Consider the following 22322-nt stretch of genomic DNA (forward strand, 5'->3'; position numbering starts at 1 on the left):
TATCTAACTCGCGCGAGGTACGCCGGAGCGAGCCATCGCGACGTCTCCCGTGGCCTCGCCGAACAGGCGCAGGCAGTTGCGGCCGGCGGCCTTGGCGACGTAGAGCGCCGAATCCGCCTCGGCGAAGCGCCGCTCCGGATCGTGCAGCAGGCCGGGCCTCAGGATGGTGGCGCCGATCGAGGCGCTGACCGCGATGCTGGTGTCGCGCCAGGTGACCGGGCGGGCCAACGCCTGCTGCGCCTGCTCCAGCCGGTGCAGCAGATAGGGCCGGCCGGCGGCGGAGCAGAGCAGCAGGCCGAACTCGTCGCCACCGATGCGGGCGATGATCGCCGCGTCGCTGAACGAAGTCTCCAGCCGCATCGCGATCTGGCGCAGGCATTCGTCGCCGGCAGCATGGCCGAAGCGATCGTTGATCGGTTTCAGATTGTCGAGGTCGATGATGGCGAGGGCACCGAGCGCGCAGGCGTCGCCGGTGTGGCGGCGCAGGTCGGAAAGCTGCATCTCGAAGGCGCGGCGATTGGCGAGGCCGGTCAGCGGATCGCTGTAGGCGAGGCGGCGCAGCCCCATCCACATGTCCTTTTCGCCGGTGATGTCCTGCTTGGCGCCATGGATGCGGACCGGCCGGCCATGCTCGTGCGTCACCGAGGCGGAGAGGCGCATCCAGCGCTCGGCACCGGCGGTGGTGCGGATGCGGGCGTCCATGACGAAGCCCTGGCCGCTGGCGATCAGCCGCTTGCGCAGGCGCTCCATCTCGGCGCGGGACTCGTCGTGATAGAGATCGACGATCGACGAGCGGTGGATGGCGGAGCCGCGCGCCAGGCCGAACAGGTCGTAGATGCCGTCGGTCCAGCTCAATTGCGTATCGGCGAGCCGGCATTCCCAGGCACCGATGCAGGCCATCAGCGCGGCCTGGTCGTAGAGGCGTCTGGCTTCGGCGTCGGAGAGCGGCATCGTCTGGCTCTGCGCCTTGCGTTCGGTGATCGGCGAGTCCCGTGACGCTAGGGCCGAACGGTTAACGAAGCTTGCCGCGTCACTCGCGCCTGAGCGCCTCGATCGGGTCGAGCCGAGCGGCTTGGCGCGCCGGGTAGAAGCCGAAGAAGACGCCGATCAGCCCGGAGACGCCGACCGCGACCAGGATGGTCTGCAGCGAGATCACGAAGGGCCAGCCGGCGAAACGCGCGATCGCGGTCGCAGCCCCGATGCCGAGCGCGATGCCGACAGCGCCGCCGATGGTCGCCAGCGTCGTCGCCTCGATCAGGAATTGCGAGAGCACGTCGCGCTGGCGGGCGCCGACTGCGAGCCTCAGGCCGATCTCGCGGGTGCGCTCGGTCACCGAGACCAGCATGATGTTCATGATGCCGATGCCGCCGACCAGCAGCGAGACGCCGGCGACGGCGGCAAGCAGCCAGGAGAGCGTGCTGGCGGCGGCGGTCGCGGTGTTGGCGATCTCGGTCAGGTTGCGGACGATGAAGTCGTCATCCTGATCTTCGACGAGGCGATGGCGCTGGCGCAGCAAAGCGCGGGTCTGCTCGATGCCGGGGCTGATCGCCTCCTCGCTGGCGAACTTGACCATGATGGTCTGGACCGAGCGATCACGGGCGTAGTTGCGGCCGATGATGCGTCGCCGGCCGGTGTCGAGCGGCACGAAGATGACGTCGTCCTGGTCCTGGCCGAGCGCCGACTGGCCCTTGCCGGCCATGACGCCGATGACCTTGAACGGCACGTTGCGGATGCGGAACATCTGGCCGAGCGGGTCGCTCTCGCCGAACAGGTTCTTCGCCACGGTCTGGCCGATGATCGCGACGATCTCGCCGCGACGCAGCTCTTCCGGTTCGAAAAGACGACCTTCGGCGAGCCCCCATTCGCGTGCGGCGAAGAAGTCGAGATCGGTCGCGGTGATCGTCGTCGACCAGTTGGTGCCGGCATAGACGGCCTGGGCGCGGGTGGTGATCACCGAAGCCGAGGCGACGACATCCTCGACCTCGGCTGCGACGGCGCGCGCATCCTCGTCGGTCAGGGTCGAGGAGGCGCCAGCCCCGAGCCGCACGCCGCCTTGCGTGACGTTGCCGGCCTGGATGATGGCGAGATTGGCGCCGAGCGACTTGATCTGGCTGTCGACGCGCTCGCGGGCGCCCGAGCCGATCGCGACCATGGCGATCACGGCCGCGACGCCGATGATGATGCCCAGCATGGTCAGGCCTGAGCGCAGCGCATTGGCGCCGATGGCGGAGAGGGCCGAGCGGATGGCTTCCAGCAGGCTCATTCGGCGGCCTCCGGCAGCGGGGTCGCGCCGTCGTGCGCGGCGAGCGCGGCGCGCGCATCGGCCGGCTCCTGGCGGGTGTCGGCGATGACATGGCCGTCGCGGAAGCGCACGACCCGGCGGGCGTGGCGGGCGACCTCGGCGTCGTGCGTCACCAGCACGACCGTGACGCCCTCGCGGTTGAGGTCCTGGAAGAGGGCGAGAATCTCGAGCGCGGTGCGGCTGTCGAGCGCGCCGGTCGGCTCGTCGGCGAGGAGCAGGCGCGGCTGGTTGACCAGCGCGCGGGCGATGGCGACGCGCTGCTGCTGGCCGCCGGAGAGCTGCATCGGCCGGTGATGGGCGCGGTCGGCGAGGCCGACGCGGGCAAGGGCAGCGAGCGCCCGTTCGCGCCGCGACTTGCCGTCGAGCCCGGCATAGACCATCGGCAGCTCGACATTGGCGCAGGCATCGACGCGCGGCAGCAGGTTGAACTGTTGGAAGACGAAGCCGAGCTTGCGGTTGCGGAGTTCGGCGAGCCCGTCGCTGGAGAGCGTCTCGACCGCGACGCCGTCGAGCCGGTAATGGCCGCCGGTCGGCCGGTCGAGGCAACCGACCAGGTTCATGAAGGTCGACTTGCCGGAGCCCGACGGTCCCATCACAGCGATGAGTTCGCCGGCCTCGATGTCGAGCGAGACCCCGCCGAGCGCGGTGACGCGGCCGGAGTCGAGATCGTAGACCCGGGAGAGATCGCGCACCTCGATCAGGGGCATGGCGGGAGCCTCAGAACAGCCGCGGGCCGCGCGGGGCCGGGCCGCGGCTGGCGGGGGCGGCCTCGGCATTGCGCGGGCCGCCGCCGATCACGACCTCGATGCCCTCGGCGATGCCGGCGGCCGGCAGGATTTGCGTAAAGGCGCCGTCGCTCGGTCCGAGCCGGATCGCAACCGGCTTGGGCTGGCCCTCGCCATCGAGCACGTAGACGCGGCCGGGGGTGACCTCGCTTTGCGCCGCCGGGCGGCCTTCCTGCATCAGCGCCTCGAACTTGGCGCGGCGCTCGGGATCGAGCACGGCAGCGATCTTGGCGCGCAATTCGGTGCGGGCGGCACGGAAGGCGGTTCGGCGTTCCTCCTCGGACAGGCCGGCCATGGCCTGGCGGCCTGCAGCGCGCTGCTCGGACATGATCGCGGCGATCGCCTGCTTTTGCTCCGGCGTCGGCTGGACCTCCTCCTCGATGCGCTCGCGCAGCGCGCCGGCAGCGCGCCCGCCACCGCCGCCGCGTCCCGCTTGTGTCTCGGCCGGGGCGGCCGCGGGCAGGGCGGTCGGGCCGCCGAGCGGGCGGAAGCGCAGCGCCGCATTGGGCACGCGCAGCACGTCCTGCCGGTCGTCGGTGATGATCTGGACGTTTGCCGTCATGCCCGGGAGCAAAGCAAGGTCGCGGTTCTCGACGCGGACGACGCCGGTATAGGTGACGACGTTCTGGATGGTCTGAGCGCCGAGGCGGACCATCTGCACCTTCCCCTGGAAGGTGCGGTTGGGATAGGCATTGACGCTGAACGAGACGTCCTGGTCGACCTTGAGCCGGCCGACATCGGCCTCGTCGATATTGGCGTAGATGTCGATGGTGCGCAGGTCCTGGGCGATCTGGAACAGCACCGGCGCCGAGAGCGAGGCGGCGACCGTCTGGCCGAGATCAACCTGGCGCTGGACGACCACGCCGTCGACCGGCGAGCGGATATCGGTGCGTTCGAGATCGATCAGGATATCCTTCAGCTTGGCGTCGCGCTGCGCGATCAGCGCCTCGCCGGACTGGACCTGGCCTTCCGCCAGCGCGATGTCGGCATCGAGCCCGCTGATCTCGGCCTGCAGCGAGGCGATCTGGGCCTCGTTCGAGGCGAGAGTCGCGGTCTGGATCTCGACCTGGGTGCGGGCGCTGTCGAGACCCTGCTGCGCGCCGGCGCCGCGCGTGAACAGTTCGTTCTGACGGTCGAAGGTGCGTTTGGCGTCGGCGAGCTGGGCGCGGGTGCGCTCGCGCTGGGCCTCCTGATCCTTGACCGTGGAGTCGGCCTTGGTCCGCGCCACTTTTGCCCGCTCGAGCTGGGCGCGCTTGACGACGAGATCGGCCCTGGCCTGCTGCAGGTCGGCAGCGGCGGCATCACGTCGGGTCTTGATCTGGTCGCTGTTGAGGCGGGCGACGATCTGGCCGGCCTTCACCTGCGAATTATAGTCGGCGAGGATCTCGACGACCTGTCCGGAGAGCATCGAGCCGACGACGACGGTGGTCATCGGGGTCAGCGTGCCGGTGGCGCGCACCGAAGCGGTGATCCGGCCGCGATCGATCGCGGCGGAGCGATACGGCGTGTCATTGGCGGCGCCACCGGTCGGCCGCAGTGCGAAATAGCCAGCCGCCAGCGCGCCTGCGCCGACCACCGCACCGATTGCCCAGAGACGCACGTCCGTTCACCCTCCGAGGCCGGGGAAATTGCCAGCCTTCCATTGCCGTGCATCATGCCAGATTCAGGCGGCGCAGACGAGTTAACTCGCTGCAATGTTGCGGAAAGCTTGCCGGTTCAGTTGCTGATCCAGATCTCGAGGGAGTTCGGTGGAAGTTGGAGGAATTCCCGGATAACGACTTTAGTCGGGACTAAGCGTTCAGCGTTTACCTCATCGGCGAGCATCTGTGCGGCGTCCCGTTCCCGATCCGAGCGGTAGCGCACTTCGTTCCTGCCTGCGGCTATTCCGATGCGCTCGCCGCCCTGAGCTGCCCCGGGCGTGTTCGGCCAGCTCTCGCCGAGTTTGCTACCGAAGCTCTTCATCTGTTCGCGGGTCAGTGTCCCGGCAAATTGGATCCAGACCGTGTATCGACTCTTTTCCGGTGCTTGCTGGGGGGCTTGCGGAGGCAGAGTCTGCTTGGGAGGCGCAAGGTCGAGCTTGTCAGGGAGCTTTTGAGCCAGAATGCTTCCGAAGCCCGAGTTCCCCTTCGTGTTCAATGCGGTGACGAGCGCGTTCTTGTGAGTTTCATTTGAGGAACGCAGCTCGGCTATCGTCCGTTCGTAGCTCAGTTGCTGCTCCTGCTGATATTTTTTCGCCTCTTCGAGTGATTGCGATTGCCCAAGCAAATCGTTGATTTTGACGACGACCTGCTTCGCGCCCGAATAGGTGAGCGCCGCGATGCCGATCGCTGCCGCTACGAGGGCGTAGCTGACCCAATCGCGGCTATCGAGCAGCCCTATGCGCGTCACGCTCGCCTCCCGGGCGGTCGCCTCATTCATCTCCTGCGCCGATGGGCTGGGTTGGCTGGACGCCCGAGGCTGCCGTCCGGGCGCCATCGTCACATCCGACTGCTCCAACGTGTCCTGGGTAATGTCGCGTCCGTGATCGACCAGCAGTGCGATCTCGGTGTCGGAAAACCGGTCCAGATCGGTCCTGATGTTCTGCAAGCGGGTTTGCGTCGTGACCAACGCTTGCGATCTGGGGCTGGTCTGCCCGATGGGAACATAGAGGACCCTGCGCCTGTTCCGCATCTCGCGCATGCGCGTTAGCGTCGCCTTCGACGTCCGACGCATAAGAACGTCGGTGGCGCGGACATTGCGAGCGAACACGCCCGAGAAATCGTTGCGGAGCGAGGCGTTGAACGCGCCGCCCGCGTCGCTCACGACGACAGTGTCCATCGGCCGGCGAACCCCGTCGACATCGAGCGCGACGAACTTGTCGAAGCCAAGATTGTCGTAGACGCCGCCATCGGTCAGGGCGATCGCGCTGAAGGCGCCGTCCGACGAGGCGCCGATCTTGTCCCAGGTGAGCCGCATCGGCGGAAAGAGCGGAGGAAATGCGCTGGAGGCTGCGACGGCGACACTCAATCTGACATTGTCGGCTGGGTAATGAACTGGTTGTTTTGTTATCGTTTCGCCATTGTCTCCGGTGCTTTCATCGTGAACTGTAAAATAGTCATCGCAAAAACTGCAGAGATCACCTGTGTTGAAGCTGGTCGAGAGAATATAAAATTTGGGAGCATCCGGGTTTATCTCGCGGCATCGGCGCAGGGAGGCGTTTTGGAAGAGCTTCTCATATTGCTTCTGAAGGATTTCCGTTCGGCCGATGCTTTTCCAGTAGGGTAACAGCAGCAAGCTTCCGAGCGCCCATCTGCGGACGACCCGGTTGCGAATATCCCAGCTGCCTACGGCGCGCAGTTCGCTGCACGCGCTGAGAAACTGCCGCTCGTCGGCGCTCGTGTAGCGGTTCCAGTGCAGGGCGAGATGCGCGGCCGTGATGCTGCCACCCGAGACCGAGTAAACCTCCCTTACACGATCGAGCAGGCCGGCCTCGCGCAGGGCGGTGATGACGCCGAGGTGGAAGAAGGTTGCACGCAGACCGCCACCCGAGAGGCAAAGCGCGATCGATTTCGGGGGCTCCATCCCAACTTCAAATGCGTCCATGCAACGCGCCTCCAGAGGGCTGGAGCTTACCAAGCGTTATGCGGTGGCACAACTTGCGAGGGTGGGAATCATACGTTACGCCGTCCGCGCTTCCTGCGTCAGCGCCAGCAGGTCGCGCAGCGTGGTGATGGTCGAGCCGTCGGCGACGCCGTCGACCTTCTCCGGCCGCCAGTGGCGCTGGAAGGCGGCGACGACGGCCTCGAAGCGCTCGTCATAGGTCCCGTCGACCAAAACGCCATAGCCGAGCATGGCGAACATCGCCTGCAGCGCCTCGACCGGCGGGCCGGCATCGCCGCGGGCGAAGAAGCGGCCGCCCTTGATCGGCGCGGGTTCAACCCAAATTCCGACTCCCCCTTCGGCGAAGCGGCGCCAGGGGAATGTCTCGCCGGGATCGATCTTGCGGCCGGGCGCGATGTCGGAATGGGCGAGCACGCGTTCGGGCGGGATGTGCCAGCGCTCGCAGATGTCGCGGCAGAGGTTCAGCGTCGCGGCGATCTGCGCCTCGGGAAAATCGGGCAGGCCGCCGGGATGGCCGGGATTGGCGATCTCGATGCCGATCGAGGCCGAGTTGAGATCGGTCTCGCCGGCCCAGTGCGATGCGCCGGCATGCCAGGCGCGGCGCGCCTCGGGCACGAGCTGGAGGGTGTGGCCGTTCTCGAAGACGAAATAATGCGAGGAGACCTGCGAGGCCGGGTTGCACAGCCACTGCAGCGCCTCGCCGGCATCGGGCATGCCGGTATAGTGCAGGATCAGCGTGTCGGGCCGGCGGCTGCGGTCCTTTTCCCGGTTCTGGCCGTCGTGGAACTTGCGCTCGCCATGGTTGGGCGAGGGGAAGACCTTGGCGGCGAAGCGGCTGTCGGGGGCGAGGACGATGCTCACGCCGGCTCGGGCTCCCTGCGACCGATGCCGCGTTCCTTCTCGATCGTATCCCAGGCGGCGTTGATGGCGGCGAGGCGGCGCGTCGCGATGCAGACCGCCTCCTCGGGCAGGCCGCGGGCGATCTCGCGATCGGGATGGTTCTCGATGACAAGGCGGCGATGCAGCTGCTTGAGCTCGCGGTCGCTCATCTCGCGATTGGCGCCGAGTATGAGATAGGGATCGTCGCGGCGGCGCAGGTGGCGGGCCTCGATGCGGGCGAAGCCGGCTTCGTCGATGCTGAAGATCGTCGCGACATCGCGCAGATAGGCGTGCTCGCGCTCATGGATCGCGCCATCGGCGGCGGCGATCAGGAAGAGGCCGTCGAGCACGTCCTCGATCAGGGCCGGCTCGTCGTGGAAGGCCTCGGCGATCTGCTGGGCGTAAGCCTCAAAGCCGGCGCTGGTCTGCTTGGCGAGGTCGAACAGGCGCTCGACATGGGCCTTCTGCTCTTCCGGCACCTCGACGATGCGTTCGAAGGCCGCGATCTCGTCGCGCGTCACCACCCCGTCGGCGCGCGCCATCTTGGCGGCGAGCGCGACCAGGCCGGTGGTGAAGATCAGCTGCTTGGGGGCGGGGCCGAAGAGCGCGCCTTCGCGGTCGATCAGGACATGCCCGGCCAGAGCGCCGACGAGCGCGCCGAGCGGCCCGCCCAGCGCAAAGCCGAGGCCCCCGCCGCCCAAAACCCCCCAGAAAGACGACGTCATCGTTCATCCAGCCACGGCCTCGACCATCGGATCGATGATCGAGGCTTTTGTTTTCGCAGCGGCTTATCCGAAAACCGCATTCCACTGTCCGGGCCGATGCCTGTCGGCCATGGCTCCTGCGTAGGACGCGAGCGGCTCAGCGGCAATAGAGCCGGCCGTAATAGTCGCGGTAGTAGCCGTAGGGGCAGCCGCCGCCATAGTAGCCGTCGTCTTCGTAGTAGCCGCCGCGGCGATAGGGCGAGGTCGCCGAGCCGACGATTGCGCCACCCACTCCGCCGATCGCGGCGCCGGCCAACGCACCGCCGGCGCGGCCGGTGGCGAGCCCGCCGATCACGGCGCCTGTGGCTGCGCCAAGCACAGCACCGCCGCCGACGCGTTCCTCATGCGGCGTGCAGGCGCCAAGCGCCAGCCCGACGGCCGCCATCGCGATCAATTTCTTCATCTCGTTCCCCCTTCTCGGGTCGCACGTAGCGGCACGGACTCGGCCGGAGCCTAGTTTTTGCATTGCGACCGGCAATTGCGGTGGCAATGCGGCGATGATTTGGCCTGCCGCCATGACTGCGTCAACGCCGGCGAGGGTGAATCGTTCCGGCGCTTAATACATGATGATTACTTCTCTCGGAACGAGGCTAAAGTAAACATTGTTCTTTCGAAATCGATCGAAAATTGTTCGTATCAGCCAGATTGTCGTCACATTCATCTATCATTTCGCCGCTGTGTTTTGCGCTGAAATGGATAGATGAGGCTCCTTTCGTATGACCAAAATCTCTGGTAGCGGCTGCGCCGCCTTCGCGATTTGCCTGGCCTTTCTTCAACCCGCTTCCGCCCAGGTGAACGCCGAGACCGACGCCCGCGCCTTCATCGTACGAGAGGCCGAAATCAAGCGTCAGGCAGCCGCGGCCGAAGAGGGCCAGGATTCGCGGCAAGCAGCTTCCGAAACCGTCCAGACGAAGAGAGAGCGCGGGGCGCAGGCCAAGGCTGGCAAGACCGTTCGTGAAGCCCGCACGCCACTCGCGGCGCCCGCCGGTTCCGAAGGGCTGCGCCAGCTGGTCGCCCGCCATGCCGCCGCCAATGGCGTGCCGTTCGCGCTGGCCGATGCCGTGGTGCGCATCGAGAGCCGCTACAACCCCCGCGCGGCCAATGCCGGCAACTATGGGCTGATGCAGATCCGCCACCAGACGGCGCGCGGCGTCGGCTACAGCGGCGGCGCCGCTGGCCTGCTCGATGCCGACACGAATGCCCGCTACGCCATGAAATATCTCGGCCAGGCTTATCGCCTCGCCGGCGGCGACACCTGCCGCACCGTGATGAAGTACCAGAGCGGCCACCTGGCCAACCGGATGAGCGGCGCCAATCGCACCTATTGCGCCAAGGTCCGCAGCATCTCCGGCAGCACCGGCACCATCTCCGCCAGCAACTGAGTTCCGACCCGGCAGGCGCTTCGCGATGCCGGATTCATCCGTCGTTGAAAATCAGGTGCTTGCGTGATTTTCAACGAGCGGAATACGCAATCCCTCGGCGGGACTGCGTATGCGCTTGACGGCTCCGGCCTTTAGAGCGCAGAGGGAGCCCGCCAGTCGGCCGGACGGCCGCTCCTGCTTCGGCAGGGGAGGAAAGTCCGGGCTCCACGGAAACACGGTGCCGGATAACGTCCGGCGGGGGCGACCCCAGGGAAAGCGCCACAGAGATCGAACCGCCTCGTGCTGGAGAGTTTCGGCTTTCCTGGCGAGGTAAGGGTGAAAAGGTGCGGTAAGAGCGCACCGCGGACCCGGCAACGGGGACGGCATGGCAAGCCCCACCGGGAGCAAAACCGAATAGGGACGATGCCTGCCCGCAAGGGCAGGGGGCCGGTTTCCAGGCCCTGTCGTCCGGGTTGGTTGCTCGAGGCGCGCAGCAATGTGCGTCCCAGAGGAATGGCCGTCACGTCGGGGGAGAAATCTCCCGGCCATCCAGAACCCGGCTTACAGGCCGGCTGGCACCCTCATCGCAGCGAAAAGGGCCGGGATCGCTCCCGGCCCTTTCGTGTTTGACGAGGCCGAGATCAGAGCGTGTAGCTCCATTCGGCCGTGGCGAAGCGATAGCCGTTGCCCTCCTTGCTGACCCGGCCGAAGCCGGGGAAGGGGATATGCGCGCCGCTGAGCACCAGCTTGTCGGCGGCCGCCATGTCGAGCACGCGCCGACGCGAGGCCGCGGCCTGCTTGCCGTCGGTGTCGAAGACGAAGGTGATCTCGGGCTGGGCGGTCTGCAGCACGACATTATGGATGCTGTCGCCGACGAGCAGGAGCTGCTGGTTTCCCGACGACAGCCGCAAGATGCTGTGGCCCGGCGTGTGTCCCGGAGCATGTTCCAGGGTCAGGCCGGGAGCGACCTCGCCCGCCTTCACCTTGCGGGTGCGGGCGGCATAGGGCGCGAGCGCGCCGCGGGCGGAAGCGAAGAAGGGTTTCGCCTCGGCCGGCGCCTGGCTCAGGATGCCGTCATCGTGCCAGAAGGCGTATTCGGCCTCGTGGATGACGAGCTCGGCATTGGGGAAGCGCGCCGCCTTCTGCGCCGTGAGCAGCCCCTCGTGATGGTCGGGATGGGCGTGGGTCAGGACGATCGTATCGATCTGCGCCGGCTCGATCCCGGCAGCGCGCAGATTGGCCTCGGCCCGGCCCATGGTGTCGCCCATGCCGTTCCAGGCGCCCGAGCCGGTGTCGATCAGATAGGTCCTGTCCTTGCTGTTGACGACGAAGGCATTGACCGAGGTCGGCAGGCTCTCGTCCAGGCCGGCACTGGCGACGAGCTGGCCGACCGTCGTCGGATCCGCGCTGCTGAAGGATTTGGCGCCGAGCGGGACGTAGCCGTCGAGGATCGCGGTGATTTCGAGGTCGCCGAGCTTGCGGCGATAGATGCCCGGCACCTGCGCGCCGGTCTGAGGAGCGCGGGCGTGCGCGGGCAGGGCAGGCGCGAACGCGGCTGCTGCGGCCGCGGCGAGAAAATGGCGGCGATCGATCATGGGGATGTTCCAGAGGCTCGAGGTCTAAGGCTTCCGGAAACGCGGCTCGCTCGGAGGGGGCGGGCCAAGTCGTCTCACGGCCGGAGGGATGCCCGGCCGTGAGGCTCAGGTGGGTGGCGCAGCGTCAGGCTGCAACCGTCAGCTGGACGTCGATATTGCCCCGGGTCGCGTCCGAATACGGGCAGACGATATGGGCCTTCTGGACGAGGTCCTCGAGCTTTGCCTTCTCGATGCCGGGCGCCGAGATCGTCAGCTTGACGGCGATGCCGAAGCCCTTGCCGTCGTCGCGCGGGCCGATGCCGACATCGGCGCTGACGCGGGCGTCGTCCGGGATCTTCACGCTTTCCTTGCCGGCGGCGAACTTCAGTGCGCCGAGGAAGCAGGCGGAATAGCCCATGGCGAAGAGCTGCTCGGGATTGGTGCCGTCACCGCCGCCGCCGCCGAGCTCCTTCGGCGTGTTCAGCACGAGCTTGACGTTGCCGGTGTCGGTCGCGGCCTGGCCTTCGCGGCCGCCGGTGGCGGAACCATGGGCGGTGTAGAGAATCTTCATCGTTGCTCTCCTTGCTGGGCGGGGCATCCGCCGTGGTTGATGTGAATTAGATTGTGCACAATTGAATTGTCTGCAATTCACATGTCCGTGAACGGGGGCGGCGGCGGCGCCGACGAATGAGTATCTTGGGTCAGAACAGACGCTCCACCCAACCGGGTGTTCCAGTTCGGCTGCGTCCGGCTCTAATCTCACAATGCGGGCAACAATCGGCAAGGCTATGACGAAGGATAGGATGACTACACCGGTACGTGGGCTCGACGAGCAGATCTGCTTCGCGGTCTACTCCGCTGCTCATGCCTTCAACCGGGCCTATCGGCCGTTCCTGGCCGAGCTCGGGCTGACCTACCCGCAATATCTGGTCATGCTGGTGTTGTGGGAGCATGACGGCCAGGGCGTGAAGGCGATCGGCGACAGGCTGATTCTCGATTCCGGCACGCTGACGCCGCTGCTGAAGCGCCTGGAAGCAAACGGCCTGATCCTGCGTAAGCGCGGCCGCGAGGATGAGCGGCAGGTGCTGGTCGAACTGAGCGAAGCGGGTCGCAGCCTGCGCGAGAAGGCGGGCAGCTTGCCCAACCCGGTGCCCTGCGCGGTCGAGGAGAGCGGGGTTCCGCCCGGGCGCTTGCTGGGCGATGTCCGGGCCTTGCGCGAGGCGTTGTTGAGCAAGGCGGTCGCCGAGGATTGAGGCCGGGCAGGGCAGGGGCCGACACGTCGAAAATATTTCTTCGCAGCCGCGGCGGATTGGCTAGCGCTAGCCGGCGACGCCACGCTCCGTCGCGTGCCAAAAATCCTCGTCTTTACGGATAGTTAACCTTAACGGGCTGTGATGGTCACAGGCTCGGGCAGACCGCCGTCTGCAGCGCTGGATCCGTTGACGCCCATATTGTCCCATGCTATCCCAAATCATCCCGTCGAAACCGACAGGCAAGCACCAAGTCAGAGCCCGTGTGCCGCGCGGATTCTGGCTGACGGCTCCGCCATGTCGGGGTCGACGGGAGTATCGATCGCCGGCTCCGGCCGGTGCGCTTCGCGCTTACAGAGTTCGACTGGAAGCCCGACCAGGAGGCGGCGTTGACGGACCGCTTCGTCTCCCATTTCACCAACAAGCTCGACGCCAAGGGGCGGGTCTCGATCCCGGCTTCGTTCCGGGCCGTTCTGGCGAAGGACGGCTACGAGGGGCTGTACGTCTATCCGGCGCTCGACCAGGCCAGCCTCGACTGCGGCGGCCATGCGCTCAGGGCGACGATCGACGAGATCCTGTCGCGCTTCTCGCCTTTCTCCGAGGAGTGGGAGTCGCTCTCGACGGCGCTGAACGGCACCTCGGAAGTGTTGAAGGTCGACCCGGAAGGGCGGATCATGCTGAGCGAGACGCTGAAGGCGCATGCCGGCATGGGCGACACCGTCACCTTCGTCGGGCAGGGCCACAAGTTTCAGATTTGGGAGCCGGAGCGCTTCAAGGCACATCTCGAGGATGCCAGGGGAAAGCTGCGCGACGTTCGGCGCATGCTCGGGGCGAGGGCTGTGGCATGACGGGCGAAACCCACATTCCGGTGCTGATGGCCGAGGCGCTCGACGCACTCGCGCTCAAACCCGGCGGTCGCTATCTCGACGGCACCTTCGGTGCCGGCGGCTATTCGCGCGCCTTGCTGGAGCGCGAGCCGGAAGCGACGCTGCTCGCGCTCGATCGTGATCCGACCGCGATAGCCGGGGGCGCCGACCTCGTCTTGGCGATGGGTGGGCGGCTGACCCTGGCCGAAGCCCGTTTCGGCGCGCTGGCCGAGGAGGCGGAGCGCTTCAAGATGACGCCGCTCGATGGCGTCGTCCTCGACATCGGCGTCTCCTCGATGCAGCTTGATCAGGCGCAGCGCGGCTTTTCCTTCCGGTTCGACGGGCCGCTCGACATGCGCATGGCGGCGAGCGGGCAGAGCGCCGCCGAGCTCGTCAACGAGGCCGATGAAGGCGTGCTCGCCAATATCATCTACCATTACGGCGAGGAGCGGCGCTCGCGCGCCGTGGCACGCGCCATCGTCGAGTCCAGGCGGAAGGCGCCGATCACCACGACCAAGCAACTCGCCGACCTCGTCGCGGGCATCGTCCGAGGCGAGCCCGGCGGCGCCCATCCGGCGACGCGGACCTTCCAGGCCCTGCGCATCGCGGTGAACGACGAACTTTGCGAACTGGTCCGGGCGCTGCACGGCGCCGAGGCCGTGCTCGGGCCGGGCGGGCGGCTCTCAGTCGTCACCTTCCATTCGCTCGAGGACCGGATCGTCAAGCAGTTCTTCGCCGAACGCTCGGGCAGGGCGCCGGCCGCCTCGCGCCATGCCCCGGCGGTGGCGACCCAGCAAGCGACGTTCAGGCTGATCACCAAGGGCCCGGTCGCGCCATCTGAAGCCGAGACGAGGGCCAATCCGCGCGCCCGCTCGGCCAAACTGCGCGCCGCCGAACGCACCGAGGCGGCGTCGCGCGCGCCCGATCCCGATCTCGTCGGTCTCGCCGTCGTGCCCGCGCCGCAAACCCGCCGGAGGAGCTGAGCGTGATCAAGCTCTTGCATGTCATCGCCATCGGCGCGCTGGTCTCCTCGGCGGTCTATGCCTACTCGATCAAATACGAGACGACGCTGCAGGCCGAGCAGCTGCAGAAGCTGAAGGCCAAGGCCCAGCGCGAGCGCGAGGCGATCGCGGTGCTGAAGGCCGAGTGGCAGTTCCTCAACCGCCCTGAGCGGCTGCAGGCGTTGGCCGACAGGCATCTCGATCTTCAGCCGCTGGCGATTACGCAGATCGTGCGCCTCTCCGACATCCCCAATCGCGGTCCGAAGGTGGATTCGATCGGCCGCAAGCTCGAGGATCTCGGCCTCGGCCTGCCGACCGAGACGCCGAGGGACCGCAAGAGCAACACCGCGACCACGCCGGGAGCCCGCCCATGAGCCAGGAGCTCGACAGCCAGGCCGGGGCACCCGAGATCGTCGCGCCGACGGTCGCCAGGCCCGAGGTCGTGAAGCCGAAATGGCGCTTCCGTACCGAATGGTTGCGCGACATCTTCCGGATGAGCGGCGAGAAGAGCGAGCCGCGCGTCGGCCTGGTCATTCTCGGCTTCAGCTGCCTCTTCCTGGCGATTGTCGGCCGGCTCGTCATGCTCGGCGCCTTTCCGAGCGACCAGGTCGGCCTGCGCCGGGCGACATCGAACGCGATCTCGGCGGCGCGGCCCGACATTCTCGACCGCAACGGCATCCCGCTCGCCACCGACATCCGCACCGTCTCGGTCTTCGCCGAGCCGCGCAACATCCTCGACAAGGACGAGGCGACCGAGCTGCTCACCGCGGTCCTGCCCGATCTCAACGCCAAGGAGCTGCGCGACAAGCTCAGCACCAAGAAGGGCTTCGTCTGGGTCAAGCGCGAGATCACGCCGCGCCAGCAGGCCGAAGTGCACCGGCTCGGCATTCCCGGCGTCGGCTTCGTGCCGGAGAACAAGCGCGTCTATCCGAACGGCAACGTCGCCGCCCATGTGCTCGGCTTCGCCAATGTCGACAATGTCGGCATCGCCGGCATCGAGAAATACATCGACTCGCAAGGCCTGCAGGATCTGAACGGGGCGGGCTTTGCGATGCAGGCCTCCGACCTCAAGCCAGTCCAGCTCTCGATCGACATGCGCGTCCAGCATTTGCTGCGCGACGAGCTGGTCAAGGGCATCGAGAAATACCGGGCGATCGCGGCGGCCGGCGCCATCATGGACGTCAACACCGGCGAGATGATCGCGCTGGTGTCGCTGCCCGACTTCGATCCCGGCAACCCGGTCGACGCGCTGGAGAAGGACCGGATCAACCGGATGAATGTCGGCGTCTACGAGATGGGCTCGACCTTCAAGGCGCTGACCATCGCGATGGCGCTCGATTCCGGCAAGGCCAACATCAATTCGAGCTATTCGACCGCCGGCGGCATGATGCGGTTCGGCCGCCAGGTCATCAAGGAATACCATGGCACCGGCCGCACACTGACCGTACCGGAGGTGTTCCTGCACTCGTCGAACATGGGCTCCATCAAGATGGCGCTCTCGGTCGGCGTCGAGGGCCACAAGGCCTTCCTCAGGAAGATGATGCAGCTCGACCGCATGACGACCGAGCTGCCCGAGAGTGCCGCGCCGATCGTTCCGCAGCGCTGGGGCGAGATCAACACGGCGACGATCGCCTTCGGTCACGGCCTCGCGGTCGCGCCGATCCAGGCGCTGGCGGCGGTCGGCGCGCTGGTCAACGGCGGCTACCTGATCAGGCCGACCTTCCTGAAGCGTACCGAGGAAGAGGCCAAGAAGGACGCGATCCGGGTGATCAAGCCGGAGACCTCCGAGGCGATGCGCTACATCATGCGGATCAACGGCGAGAAGGGCTCGGCCCGGTTCGCCGACGTTCCCGGCTACTTCGTCGGCGGCAAGACCGGCACGGCCGAGAAGGTCATCAACGGCCGCTATGCCAAGAACAAGAACTTCACCACCTTCACGGCGATCGCGCCCTCGGACAAGCCGCGCTACGTCTTCCTCTCCATCTATGACGAGCCGAAGGGCTATGCCGAGAGCGGCGGCTACTCGACCGCCGCCTGGAACGCCGGCAAGACCACCGGCAAGGTGATCGAGCGGGCGGCGCCGATCCTCGGCATGGCGCCGCGCTTCGAGCCGCCGCCGGCACCGTTCCCGTTGATGGCGAGGCTCGGCGCCTGGGGCTCGCGGTAGAGGCAGTAGGGGAGCGTCATGCTCGGGCTAGAGCCTGTCATGTCTGGTTGGTTGTGGACGATGCGTGGGATGTTCATTAGGCGATAATGGACGAGACAAGCGCGGGGAACCCCTCTCCCGGATGGGAGAGGGGCAGGGGTGAGGGACCGCCGTTGTTCATTGGGGCGATGCGGCGCCGTGGCACCTTTTTGCGGATAGGGCAGGNATCCCTGCCCTTCTCCCCCACGGGAGAAGGGTTCCCCGCGCTCTCCACATCTTTGGTTGGCCCTTCCGTCTCGGCTTCTCGGATAGGCAAGGATGGAACTTGTGACAGACGCTCCTGGCTTCAGCCTCGGCCAACTCTTTCCGGGCGCGTTTCCGGAGGCGGGCGAGCGCCGCGTCAGCGGCCTCGCCTTCGACAGCCGCAAGGTTTCGGCCGGCGATGCCTTCGTCGCGCTCGCCGGCTCGAAGGCCGACGGTGCCCGCTTCGTCGCCGACGCGGTCCAGCGCGGGGCGGTCGCGATCGTCGCCGGCGGACCTCGTCCGGCCGATCTGCCGGACGGGATCGCCTATGCGCAGGTCGGGGATCCCCGGCTCGCCTTGGCGTTGGCCGCGGCCAAGGTGCATCCGCGCCAGCCCGGCACGATCGTCGCCGTCACCGGCACCAGCGGGAAATCCTCGGTCGCCGAGTTCACCCGCCAGATCTTCATGGCGCTCGGCCGCAAGGCTGCGAGCGCCGGCACGATCGGCATCGTCACAGAGACGGGAGCCGACTATGGCTCGCTGACCACGCCGGACCCGCTCTCATTGCATGCTTCACTCGACCGGTTGACGGGCGAGGGCGTCACGCATCTTGCGATGGAAGCCTCCTCGCACGGGCTCGACCAGCGCCGGCTCGACGGGGTGAGCCTGAAGGCCGGCGCTTTCCTCAATCTCGGTCGCGACCATCTCGACTACCATCCAAGCGTCGAGGACTATCTGTCGGCCAAGCTCAGGCTCTGGGAATTGCTGCCGGCCGGCGCGCCGGTGGTGATCAATCGGGACGAGCCCTATGCGGACAAGGCCGAGGCGGCGGCGAAGGCCGGCGGCCACAAGGTGATCGGTATCGGCAGGCTGGGCGACCGCCTGAAACTGCTCGATGTGGCTCGCGAGGGCTTCTCGCAGCGCCTGACGGTGGAGATCGACGGTGTTGCGACGGAGGTCGTGCTGCCGCTGGTCGGCGACTTCATGGCCGGCAATGCGCTGGTCGCGGCCGGTCTCGCGATCGCGACGGGCGAGGATGCCGCGGCCTCGGTGCGCGCCGTGGCCGGCCTGCAGGGCGTGCCGGGCCGGCTGGAACGCGTCGGCGAGCAGAATGGCGGGCTCGTCGTGGTCGACTACGCCCACAAGCCCGATGCGCTCGCGGCGGTGCTCAAGACCTTGCGGCCCTATGCCAGCGGCCGGCTGATCTGCATCTTCGGTTGCGGCGGCGACCGCGACCGCGGCAAGCGCCCCCTGATGGGCAGGATCGCCGCCGATGGCGCCGACATCGCCATCGTCACCGACGACAATCCGCGCAGCGAGGACCCGGCGGCGATTCGCGCCGAGGTGCTGGCGGCGGCGCCGGATCGTCTCAGGGAGATCGGCGATCGCGGCGAGGCGATCGCGGCGGGTGTCACGATGCTGCAGCCTGGGGATGTCCTGGTCGTCGCGGGAAAAGGCCATGAAAGCGGCCAGATCATCGGCGATCGGACCTTGCCGTTCTCGGACCATGAGGTGGTCCGGGAGGCGATTGCGGCTTTGGCTGGGGGAAGACGGGGATGACGACCGAACCGCTGTGGACCGGCGCGCGCCTGATCGAGGCGATGGACGCCCGTTCGCAAGGGCCTGTTCCGGCCGCCGTGACCGGCGCTTCGATCGACACGCGCACGCTGGAGCCGGGCGACGCCTTCTTTGCGATCACGGGCGAGGCACGCGACGGGCACGACTTCGTCGCGGCGGCACTTGAGAAGGGCGCGGCGCTCGCGGTCGTCGACGAGGCTCATGCCGGCGCTTTCCCGGCCGGCGCGCCGCTCGCCGTCGTGGCCGATGTGCTACGCGGCATGGAGCAGGCGGGCATGGCGCGCCGGGCCGAGCTCTCGGCCCAGGTCGTCGCGGTGACCGGTTCGGTCGGCAAGACCGGGACCAAGGAGGCGCTGCGCCTTGTACTCTCGCGCCAGGGCAAGACCCATGCGCCGGTCGCCTCCTACAACAACCATTGGGGCGTGCCGCTGACGCTGACGCGGACGCCGCGCGACGTGCGCTATGGCGTCTACGAGATCGGCATGAACGCCCCCGGCGAGATCCTGCCGCTGGCGAAGATGGTCCAGCCCGATGTCGCCGTGATCACCACGATCCAGCCGGTGCATCTCGCCGCCTTCGAGTCGCTGGAGGGAATCGCCCGCGAGAAGGCGGCGGTCTTCGGCGGACTGAAGGCGGGCGGTACAGCAATCATCAATGCCGACATCCCGCAGGCCGGCCTGTTGCGCGAACTGGCGCTCGCCGCCGGGGCAGGGCGCGTCATCGCCTTCGGCGAGAGTGAAGCTGCGGATGTGCGGCTGCTCGGCTGCGCGCTGAAGCCCGACGTCTCGACAGCCGAGGCCAACGTGCTGGGCCGGCCGGTGACCTACAAGCTCGGCAGCCCGGGCAAGCACATCGTCCTCAATTCGCTCGCCGTGCTGGCGGTGGCCGAGGCTCTCGGGGCCGATCTCGCTTTGGCCGCGCTGGCGCTCGCCGACCTGACGCCGCCCTCGGGCCGCGGCGCCCGGCAGGTGCTGCACGCGCCCGCCGGCCCGTTCACGCTGATCGACGAGAGCTATAACGGCAACCCCGCCTCGATGCGGGCCGCGATCGAGAATCTCGGCCGCATGCCGGTCGCGGGCCGTGGGCGGCGCATCGCCGTGCTCGGCGACATGCTGGAGCTCGGCGAAACCGCGCCGGAGCTGCACAAGGGGCTCGCCGATGCGGTCACCGGCAACGGGATCGACCTCGTCTTCGCCTGTGGCCCGTTGATGAGATCCCTCTACGATGCCTTGCCTTCGCACCGCCGCGGCGCTTATGCCGCACAGGCGAGCAGCCTCGAGCCCCATGTGCTCGATGCCGTCCGCGCCGGCGACGTCGTCACGGTGAAGGGCTCGCTCGGTACGCGCATGGGGCCGATCGTCAAGGCGATGACGGCCCGCTTCCCGGTCGTCCAGGCCGACGACTGAGTAAGGAACTAGGTTCGATGCTGGTCTGGCTCGCCGATTTCGCGGTGCACTTCCCGATCCTCAACGTCTTCCGCTACATCACCTTCCGCGCCGGCGGGGCGACCGCGACGGCGCTGCTCTTCGTCTTCTTCTTCGGGCCGGCGGCGATCTCCTGGCTCCGGATCAAGCAGGGCAAGGGCCAGCCGATTCGCACCGACGGGCCGGAATCGCATCTCGCCAAGCGCGGCACGCCGACCATGGGCGGGCTGATGATCCTGACCGGGCTGTTCGTCGCGACGCTGCTCTGGGGCAACCTGCGCAACCCTTATGTCTGGATCGTGCTCGGCGTCACCGCGACCTATGGCGCGATCGGCTTCTATGACGACTTCCTCAAGGTGACGAAGCAGTCGCACAAGGGCTTCTCCAGCAAGGCGCGCCTTGGCCTCGAGATCGTCATCGCGCTCGCCGCCTGCACGGCGATCATGCAGGTCAGCCCGCCCACGATCGCGAGCGGCTTTGCGATGCCGTTCCTGAAGGAGCTGATAATTCCGCTCGGCATCCTGTTCCCGGTCGTCACCGCCTTCGTCGTGGTCGGCGCCGGCAATTCGGTGAACCTGACCGACGGGCTCGACGGGCTCGCCATCGTGCCGGTGATGATCGCGGCCGGCACCTTCGGCTTCATCGCCTATCTCGCCGGTAACGCCATCTTTGCCAACTACCTGCAGATCCACCATGTGCCCGGCGTCGGCGAGCTCGCGGTGATCTGCGGCGCGATGATGGGGGCGGGGCTCGGCTTCCTCTGGTTCAACGCGCCTCCGGCGCAGATCTTCATGGGCGACACCGGCTCGCTCGGCTTAGGCGGCATGCTCGGTACCATCGCTGTGGCGGTGAAGCACGAGATCGTGCTCGCCATCGTCGGCGGCCTGTTCGTGGTCGAGGCGCTCTCGGTGATCATCCAGGTCGCGGTGTTCAAGCGCACCGGCAAACGCGTCTTCCTGATGGCGCCGATCCACCACCATTTCGAGAAGCTGGGCTGGACCGAGCCGCAGGTGGTGATCCGCTTCTGGATCATATCGGTGGTGCTGGCGCTGGTCGGCCTCGCGACGCTGAAGCTGCGTTGAGCCAATGACACCCGTCACGGTTTTCGCCGGCGAGACGCTCGCCCTGTTCGGCCTCGGTGGCTCGGGTCTGGCGACGGCGCGCGCGCTTGTCGCTGGCGGAGCCAAGGTCGCGTGCTGGGACGATCAATCCGCGAGCCGCGACAAGGCGGCAGCCGAGGGGTTGTCCGTCGTCGATCTCGCTGCCGCCGACTGGTCTGACTTTGCCGCCTTCGTGCTCTCGCCCGGCGTGCCGCTGACCCATCCCGCGCCGCATTGGACGGTCGAGACGGCCAGGGCGGCGAATGTGCCGGTGATCGGCGATATCGAGCTGTTCTTCCTGGAGCGGGCCAGGATCGCCCCTAGCGCGCCCGTGATCTGCATCACCGGTACCAACGGCAAATCGACAACCACGGCGCTGATCGCGCATGTGCTTGAGGCGGCCGGCCGCGACGTGCAGATGGGCGGCAATATCGGCACCGCCGTGCTGGCGCTGGAGCCACCGGCGGACAACCGCATCCATGTCGTCGAGTGCTCGACCTTCCAGATCGACCTCGCACCCTCGATCAAGCCGACGGTCGGCCTCCAGTTGAACCTGACGCCGGACCATCTCGACCGGCATGGCACGCTCATAGCCTATGGCGCGATCAAGGAGCGGCTGGTCGTGGCCTCCGACATCGCGGTGATCGGCGTCGACGACGAGCCGTCGAAGCAGATGGCGCGCCGGCGCGCCGCGTCGGGCAAGGCATTGGTCAAGATCAGCGGCGAGCAGCCGCTCGACGCTGGCGTCTTTGCCGGCGTCACCGCCAACGCCGGTCAGCTCGATACGCGGATCGTCGAGGTCAGGGACGGCAAGCCGAAGGTCGTCGCCAATCTCGCCGGGATCGGTAGCTTACGCGGCAGCCACAATGCCCAGAACGCGGCAGCGGCCTTCGCCGCTTGCGCCGCGCTCGGCCTCACAGCCGAGGAGATCGCCGCCGGCTTCCGGAGCTATCCGGGCCTGAAGCACCGGATGGAAGAGCTCGGCCGCATCGGCCGCGTCGTCTTCATCAATGATTCCAAGGCGACCAATGCGGATTCCACCGAGAAGGCGCTGACCTCCTTCCGCGAGATCTTCTGGATCCTCGGCGGCAAGGCCAAGGACGGCGGGATCGAGTCGCTCAGGCGCTATTTCCCCAACATCGCCCGCGCTTATCTGATCGGCGCGGCGAGCGACCTCTTCGCCGCGACCTTCGACGATGACGGCCGCGTTCCTTACGAGCGCAGTGGCACGCTCGACGTCGCGGTCGCCGCCGCGGCGAAGGCCGCGCTGGCCCAGCAGGGGAGCGGCGAAATCGCCGTGCTGCTCTCGCCGGCTTGCGCGTCCTATGACCAGTTCCCGAACTTCGAGGTGCGGGGTGACGCGTTCCGGGCGCTGGTCAAGGCGCTGCCGGGGTTCGAGGCGGTCGCGGCCCACTAGCTCGCAGTCGCGTGCTAGATTGGGGCAGCGCC

General features: G+C 67.4%; 20 protein-coding genes and 1 other RNA gene. 11 read left to right on the forward strand and 10 right to left on the reverse strand.

Annotated features, from left to right (window positions below; all coding sequences use genetic code 11):
- Positions 1-3: 3 nt before the first annotated feature.
- From ASE66_RS17165 to ASE66_RS17200, 8 genes are all read right to left on the reverse strand, one after another.
- The gene (locus tag ASE66_RS17165) at positions 4-951 is read right to left on the reverse strand and encodes a sensor domain-containing diguanylate cyclase (RefSeq protein ID WP_057190899.1); all 948 of its coding nucleotides are present in this window, start codon (positions 949-951) and stop codon (positions 4-6) included.
- Positions 952-1030: 79 nt separating this feature from the next.
- A complete protein-coding gene (locus tag ASE66_RS17170) occupies positions 1031-2263 on the reverse strand; it encodes an ABC transporter permease (RefSeq protein ID WP_057190900.1) in 1233 nt (410 codons plus the stop codon).
- Complete coding sequence (locus ASE66_RS17175; protein WP_057190901.1) at positions 2260-3009, reverse strand: ABC transporter ATP-binding protein; 750 nt, start codon at positions 3007-3009, stop codon at positions 2260-2262. The genes ASE66_RS17170 and ASE66_RS17175 overlap by 4 nt, the downstream gene beginning before the upstream one ends.
- A 10-nt stretch (positions 3010-3019) precedes the next feature.
- Complete coding sequence (locus ASE66_RS17180) at positions 3020-4687, reverse strand: efflux RND transporter periplasmic adaptor subunit (RefSeq protein WP_057190902.1); 1668 nt, start codon at positions 4685-4687, stop codon at positions 3020-3022.
- 116 nt (positions 4688-4803) lie between these two features.
- On the reverse strand, positions 4804-6669 hold the full coding sequence (locus ASE66_RS17185; RefSeq protein WP_057190903.1) for a patatin-like phospholipase family protein: 1866 nt from the start codon (positions 6667-6669) through the stop codon (positions 4804-4806).
- Between the two features lie 75 nt (positions 6670-6744).
- Complete coding sequence (locus ASE66_RS17190) at positions 6745-7542, reverse strand: N-acetylmuramoyl-L-alanine amidase (protein WP_057191118.1); 798 nt, start codon at positions 7540-7542, stop codon at positions 6745-6747.
- A gap of 2 nt (positions 7543-7544) precedes the next feature.
- Positions 7545-8291 (reverse strand): TerB family tellurite resistance protein, encoded by a 747-nt coding sequence (locus ASE66_RS17195; RefSeq protein ID WP_057190904.1) that lies wholly within the window; start codon positions 8289-8291, stop codon positions 7545-7547.
- Between the two features lie 136 nt (positions 8292-8427).
- Entirely contained in the window at positions 8428-8733 is a 306-nt protein-coding gene (locus tag ASE66_RS17200) for a glycine zipper domain-containing protein (protein WP_057190905.1), read from the reverse strand.
- A 313-nt stretch (positions 8734-9046) separates the two neighbouring features.
- On the opposite strand from ASE66_RS17200, the gene ASE66_RS17205 reads away from it, so the two are divergent.
- Both ASE66_RS17205 and rnpB read left to right on the forward strand, forming a co-directional pair.
- Positions 9047-9712 (forward strand): lytic transglycosylase domain-containing protein, encoded by a 666-nt coding sequence (locus ASE66_RS17205; RefSeq protein WP_057190906.1) that lies wholly within the window; start codon positions 9047-9049, stop codon positions 9710-9712.
- Positions 9713-9864: 152 nt separating this feature from the next.
- Positions 9865-10271, forward strand: an RNA gene (gene rnpB, locus ASE66_RS18120) — RNase P RNA component class A.
- 61 nt (positions 10272-10332) lie between these two features.
- Here rnpB and ASE66_RS17210 read toward each other — a convergent pair.
- On the reverse strand, positions 10333-11286 hold the full coding sequence (locus ASE66_RS17210; protein WP_057190907.1) for an MBL fold metallo-hydrolase: 954 nt from the start codon (positions 11284-11286) through the stop codon (positions 10333-10335).
- A gap of 124 nt (positions 11287-11410) precedes the next feature.
- Positions 11411-11836 (reverse strand): organic hydroperoxide resistance protein, encoded by a 426-nt coding sequence (locus ASE66_RS17215; RefSeq protein ID WP_057190908.1) that lies wholly within the window; start codon positions 11834-11836, stop codon positions 11411-11413.
- A gap of 232 nt (positions 11837-12068) precedes the next feature.
- On the opposite strand from ASE66_RS17215, the gene ASE66_RS17220 reads away from it, so the two are divergent.
- The 9 genes from ASE66_RS17220 (at position 12069) to murD (ending at position 22290) form a co-directional block, all read left to right on the forward strand.
- Positions 12069-12518 carry a MarR family winged helix-turn-helix transcriptional regulator gene (locus ASE66_RS17220; RefSeq protein WP_057190909.1) on the forward strand — a complete coding sequence of 150 codons (450 nt, stop codon included), beginning with the start codon at positions 12069-12071 and terminating at the stop codon, positions 12516-12518.
- A 335-nt stretch (positions 12519-12853) separates the two neighbouring features.
- Positions 12854-13363 carry a division/cell wall cluster transcriptional repressor MraZ gene (locus ASE66_RS17225; RefSeq protein ID WP_244494958.1) on the forward strand — a complete coding sequence of 170 codons (510 nt, stop codon included), beginning with the start codon at positions 12854-12856 and terminating at the stop codon, positions 13361-13363.
- On the forward strand, positions 13360-14364 hold the full coding sequence (gene rsmH / locus ASE66_RS17230) for a 16S rRNA (cytosine(1402)-N(4))-methyltransferase RsmH (protein ID WP_057190910.1): 1005 nt from the start codon (positions 13360-13362) through the stop codon (positions 14362-14364). The genes ASE66_RS17225 and rsmH overlap by 4 nt, the downstream gene beginning before the upstream one ends.
- A 2-nt stretch (positions 14365-14366) precedes the next feature.
- A complete protein-coding gene (locus tag ASE66_RS17235) occupies positions 14367-14756 on the forward strand; it encodes a hypothetical protein (RefSeq protein ID WP_057190911.1) in 390 nt (129 codons plus the stop codon).
- A complete protein-coding gene (locus ASE66_RS17240; protein ID WP_082613519.1) occupies positions 14753-16549 on the forward strand; it encodes a peptidoglycan D,D-transpeptidase FtsI family protein in 1797 nt (598 codons plus the stop codon). Before ASE66_RS17235 ends, ASE66_RS17240 begins: the two co-directional genes overlap by 4 nt.
- Before the next feature lie 306 nt (positions 16550-16855).
- The gene (locus tag ASE66_RS17245; protein WP_244494959.1) at positions 16856-18331 is read left to right on the forward strand and encodes a UDP-N-acetylmuramoyl-L-alanyl-D-glutamate--2,6-diaminopimelate ligase; all 1476 of its coding nucleotides are present in this window, start codon (positions 16856-16858) and stop codon (positions 18329-18331) included.
- The gene (locus tag ASE66_RS17250) at positions 18328-19755 is read left to right on the forward strand and encodes a UDP-N-acetylmuramoylalanyl-D-glutamyl-2,6-diaminopimelate--D-alanyl-D-alanine ligase (protein WP_057190913.1); all 1428 of its coding nucleotides are present in this window, start codon (positions 18328-18330) and stop codon (positions 19753-19755) included. Before ASE66_RS17245 ends, ASE66_RS17250 begins: the two co-directional genes overlap by 4 nt.
- Before the next feature lie 17 nt (positions 19756-19772).
- Entirely contained in the window at positions 19773-20855 is a 1083-nt protein-coding gene (gene mraY, locus ASE66_RS17255) for a phospho-N-acetylmuramoyl-pentapeptide-transferase (RefSeq protein ID WP_057190914.1), read from the forward strand.
- A 4-nt stretch (positions 20856-20859) separates the two neighbouring features.
- Positions 20860-22290, forward strand: coding sequence for a UDP-N-acetylmuramoyl-L-alanine--D-glutamate ligase (murD, locus tag ASE66_RS17260; RefSeq protein WP_057190915.1), 1431 nt, complete (start codon positions 20860-20862; stop codon positions 22288-22290).
- Positions 22291-22322 lie beyond the last annotated feature (32 nt).

Origin of the sequence: Allobosea sp. Root483D1 (assembly GCF_001429505.1) — a bacterium.
In the GTDB taxonomy this organism is placed as follows: Bacteria; Pseudomonadota; Alphaproteobacteria; order Rhizobiales; family Beijerinckiaceae; genus Allobosea.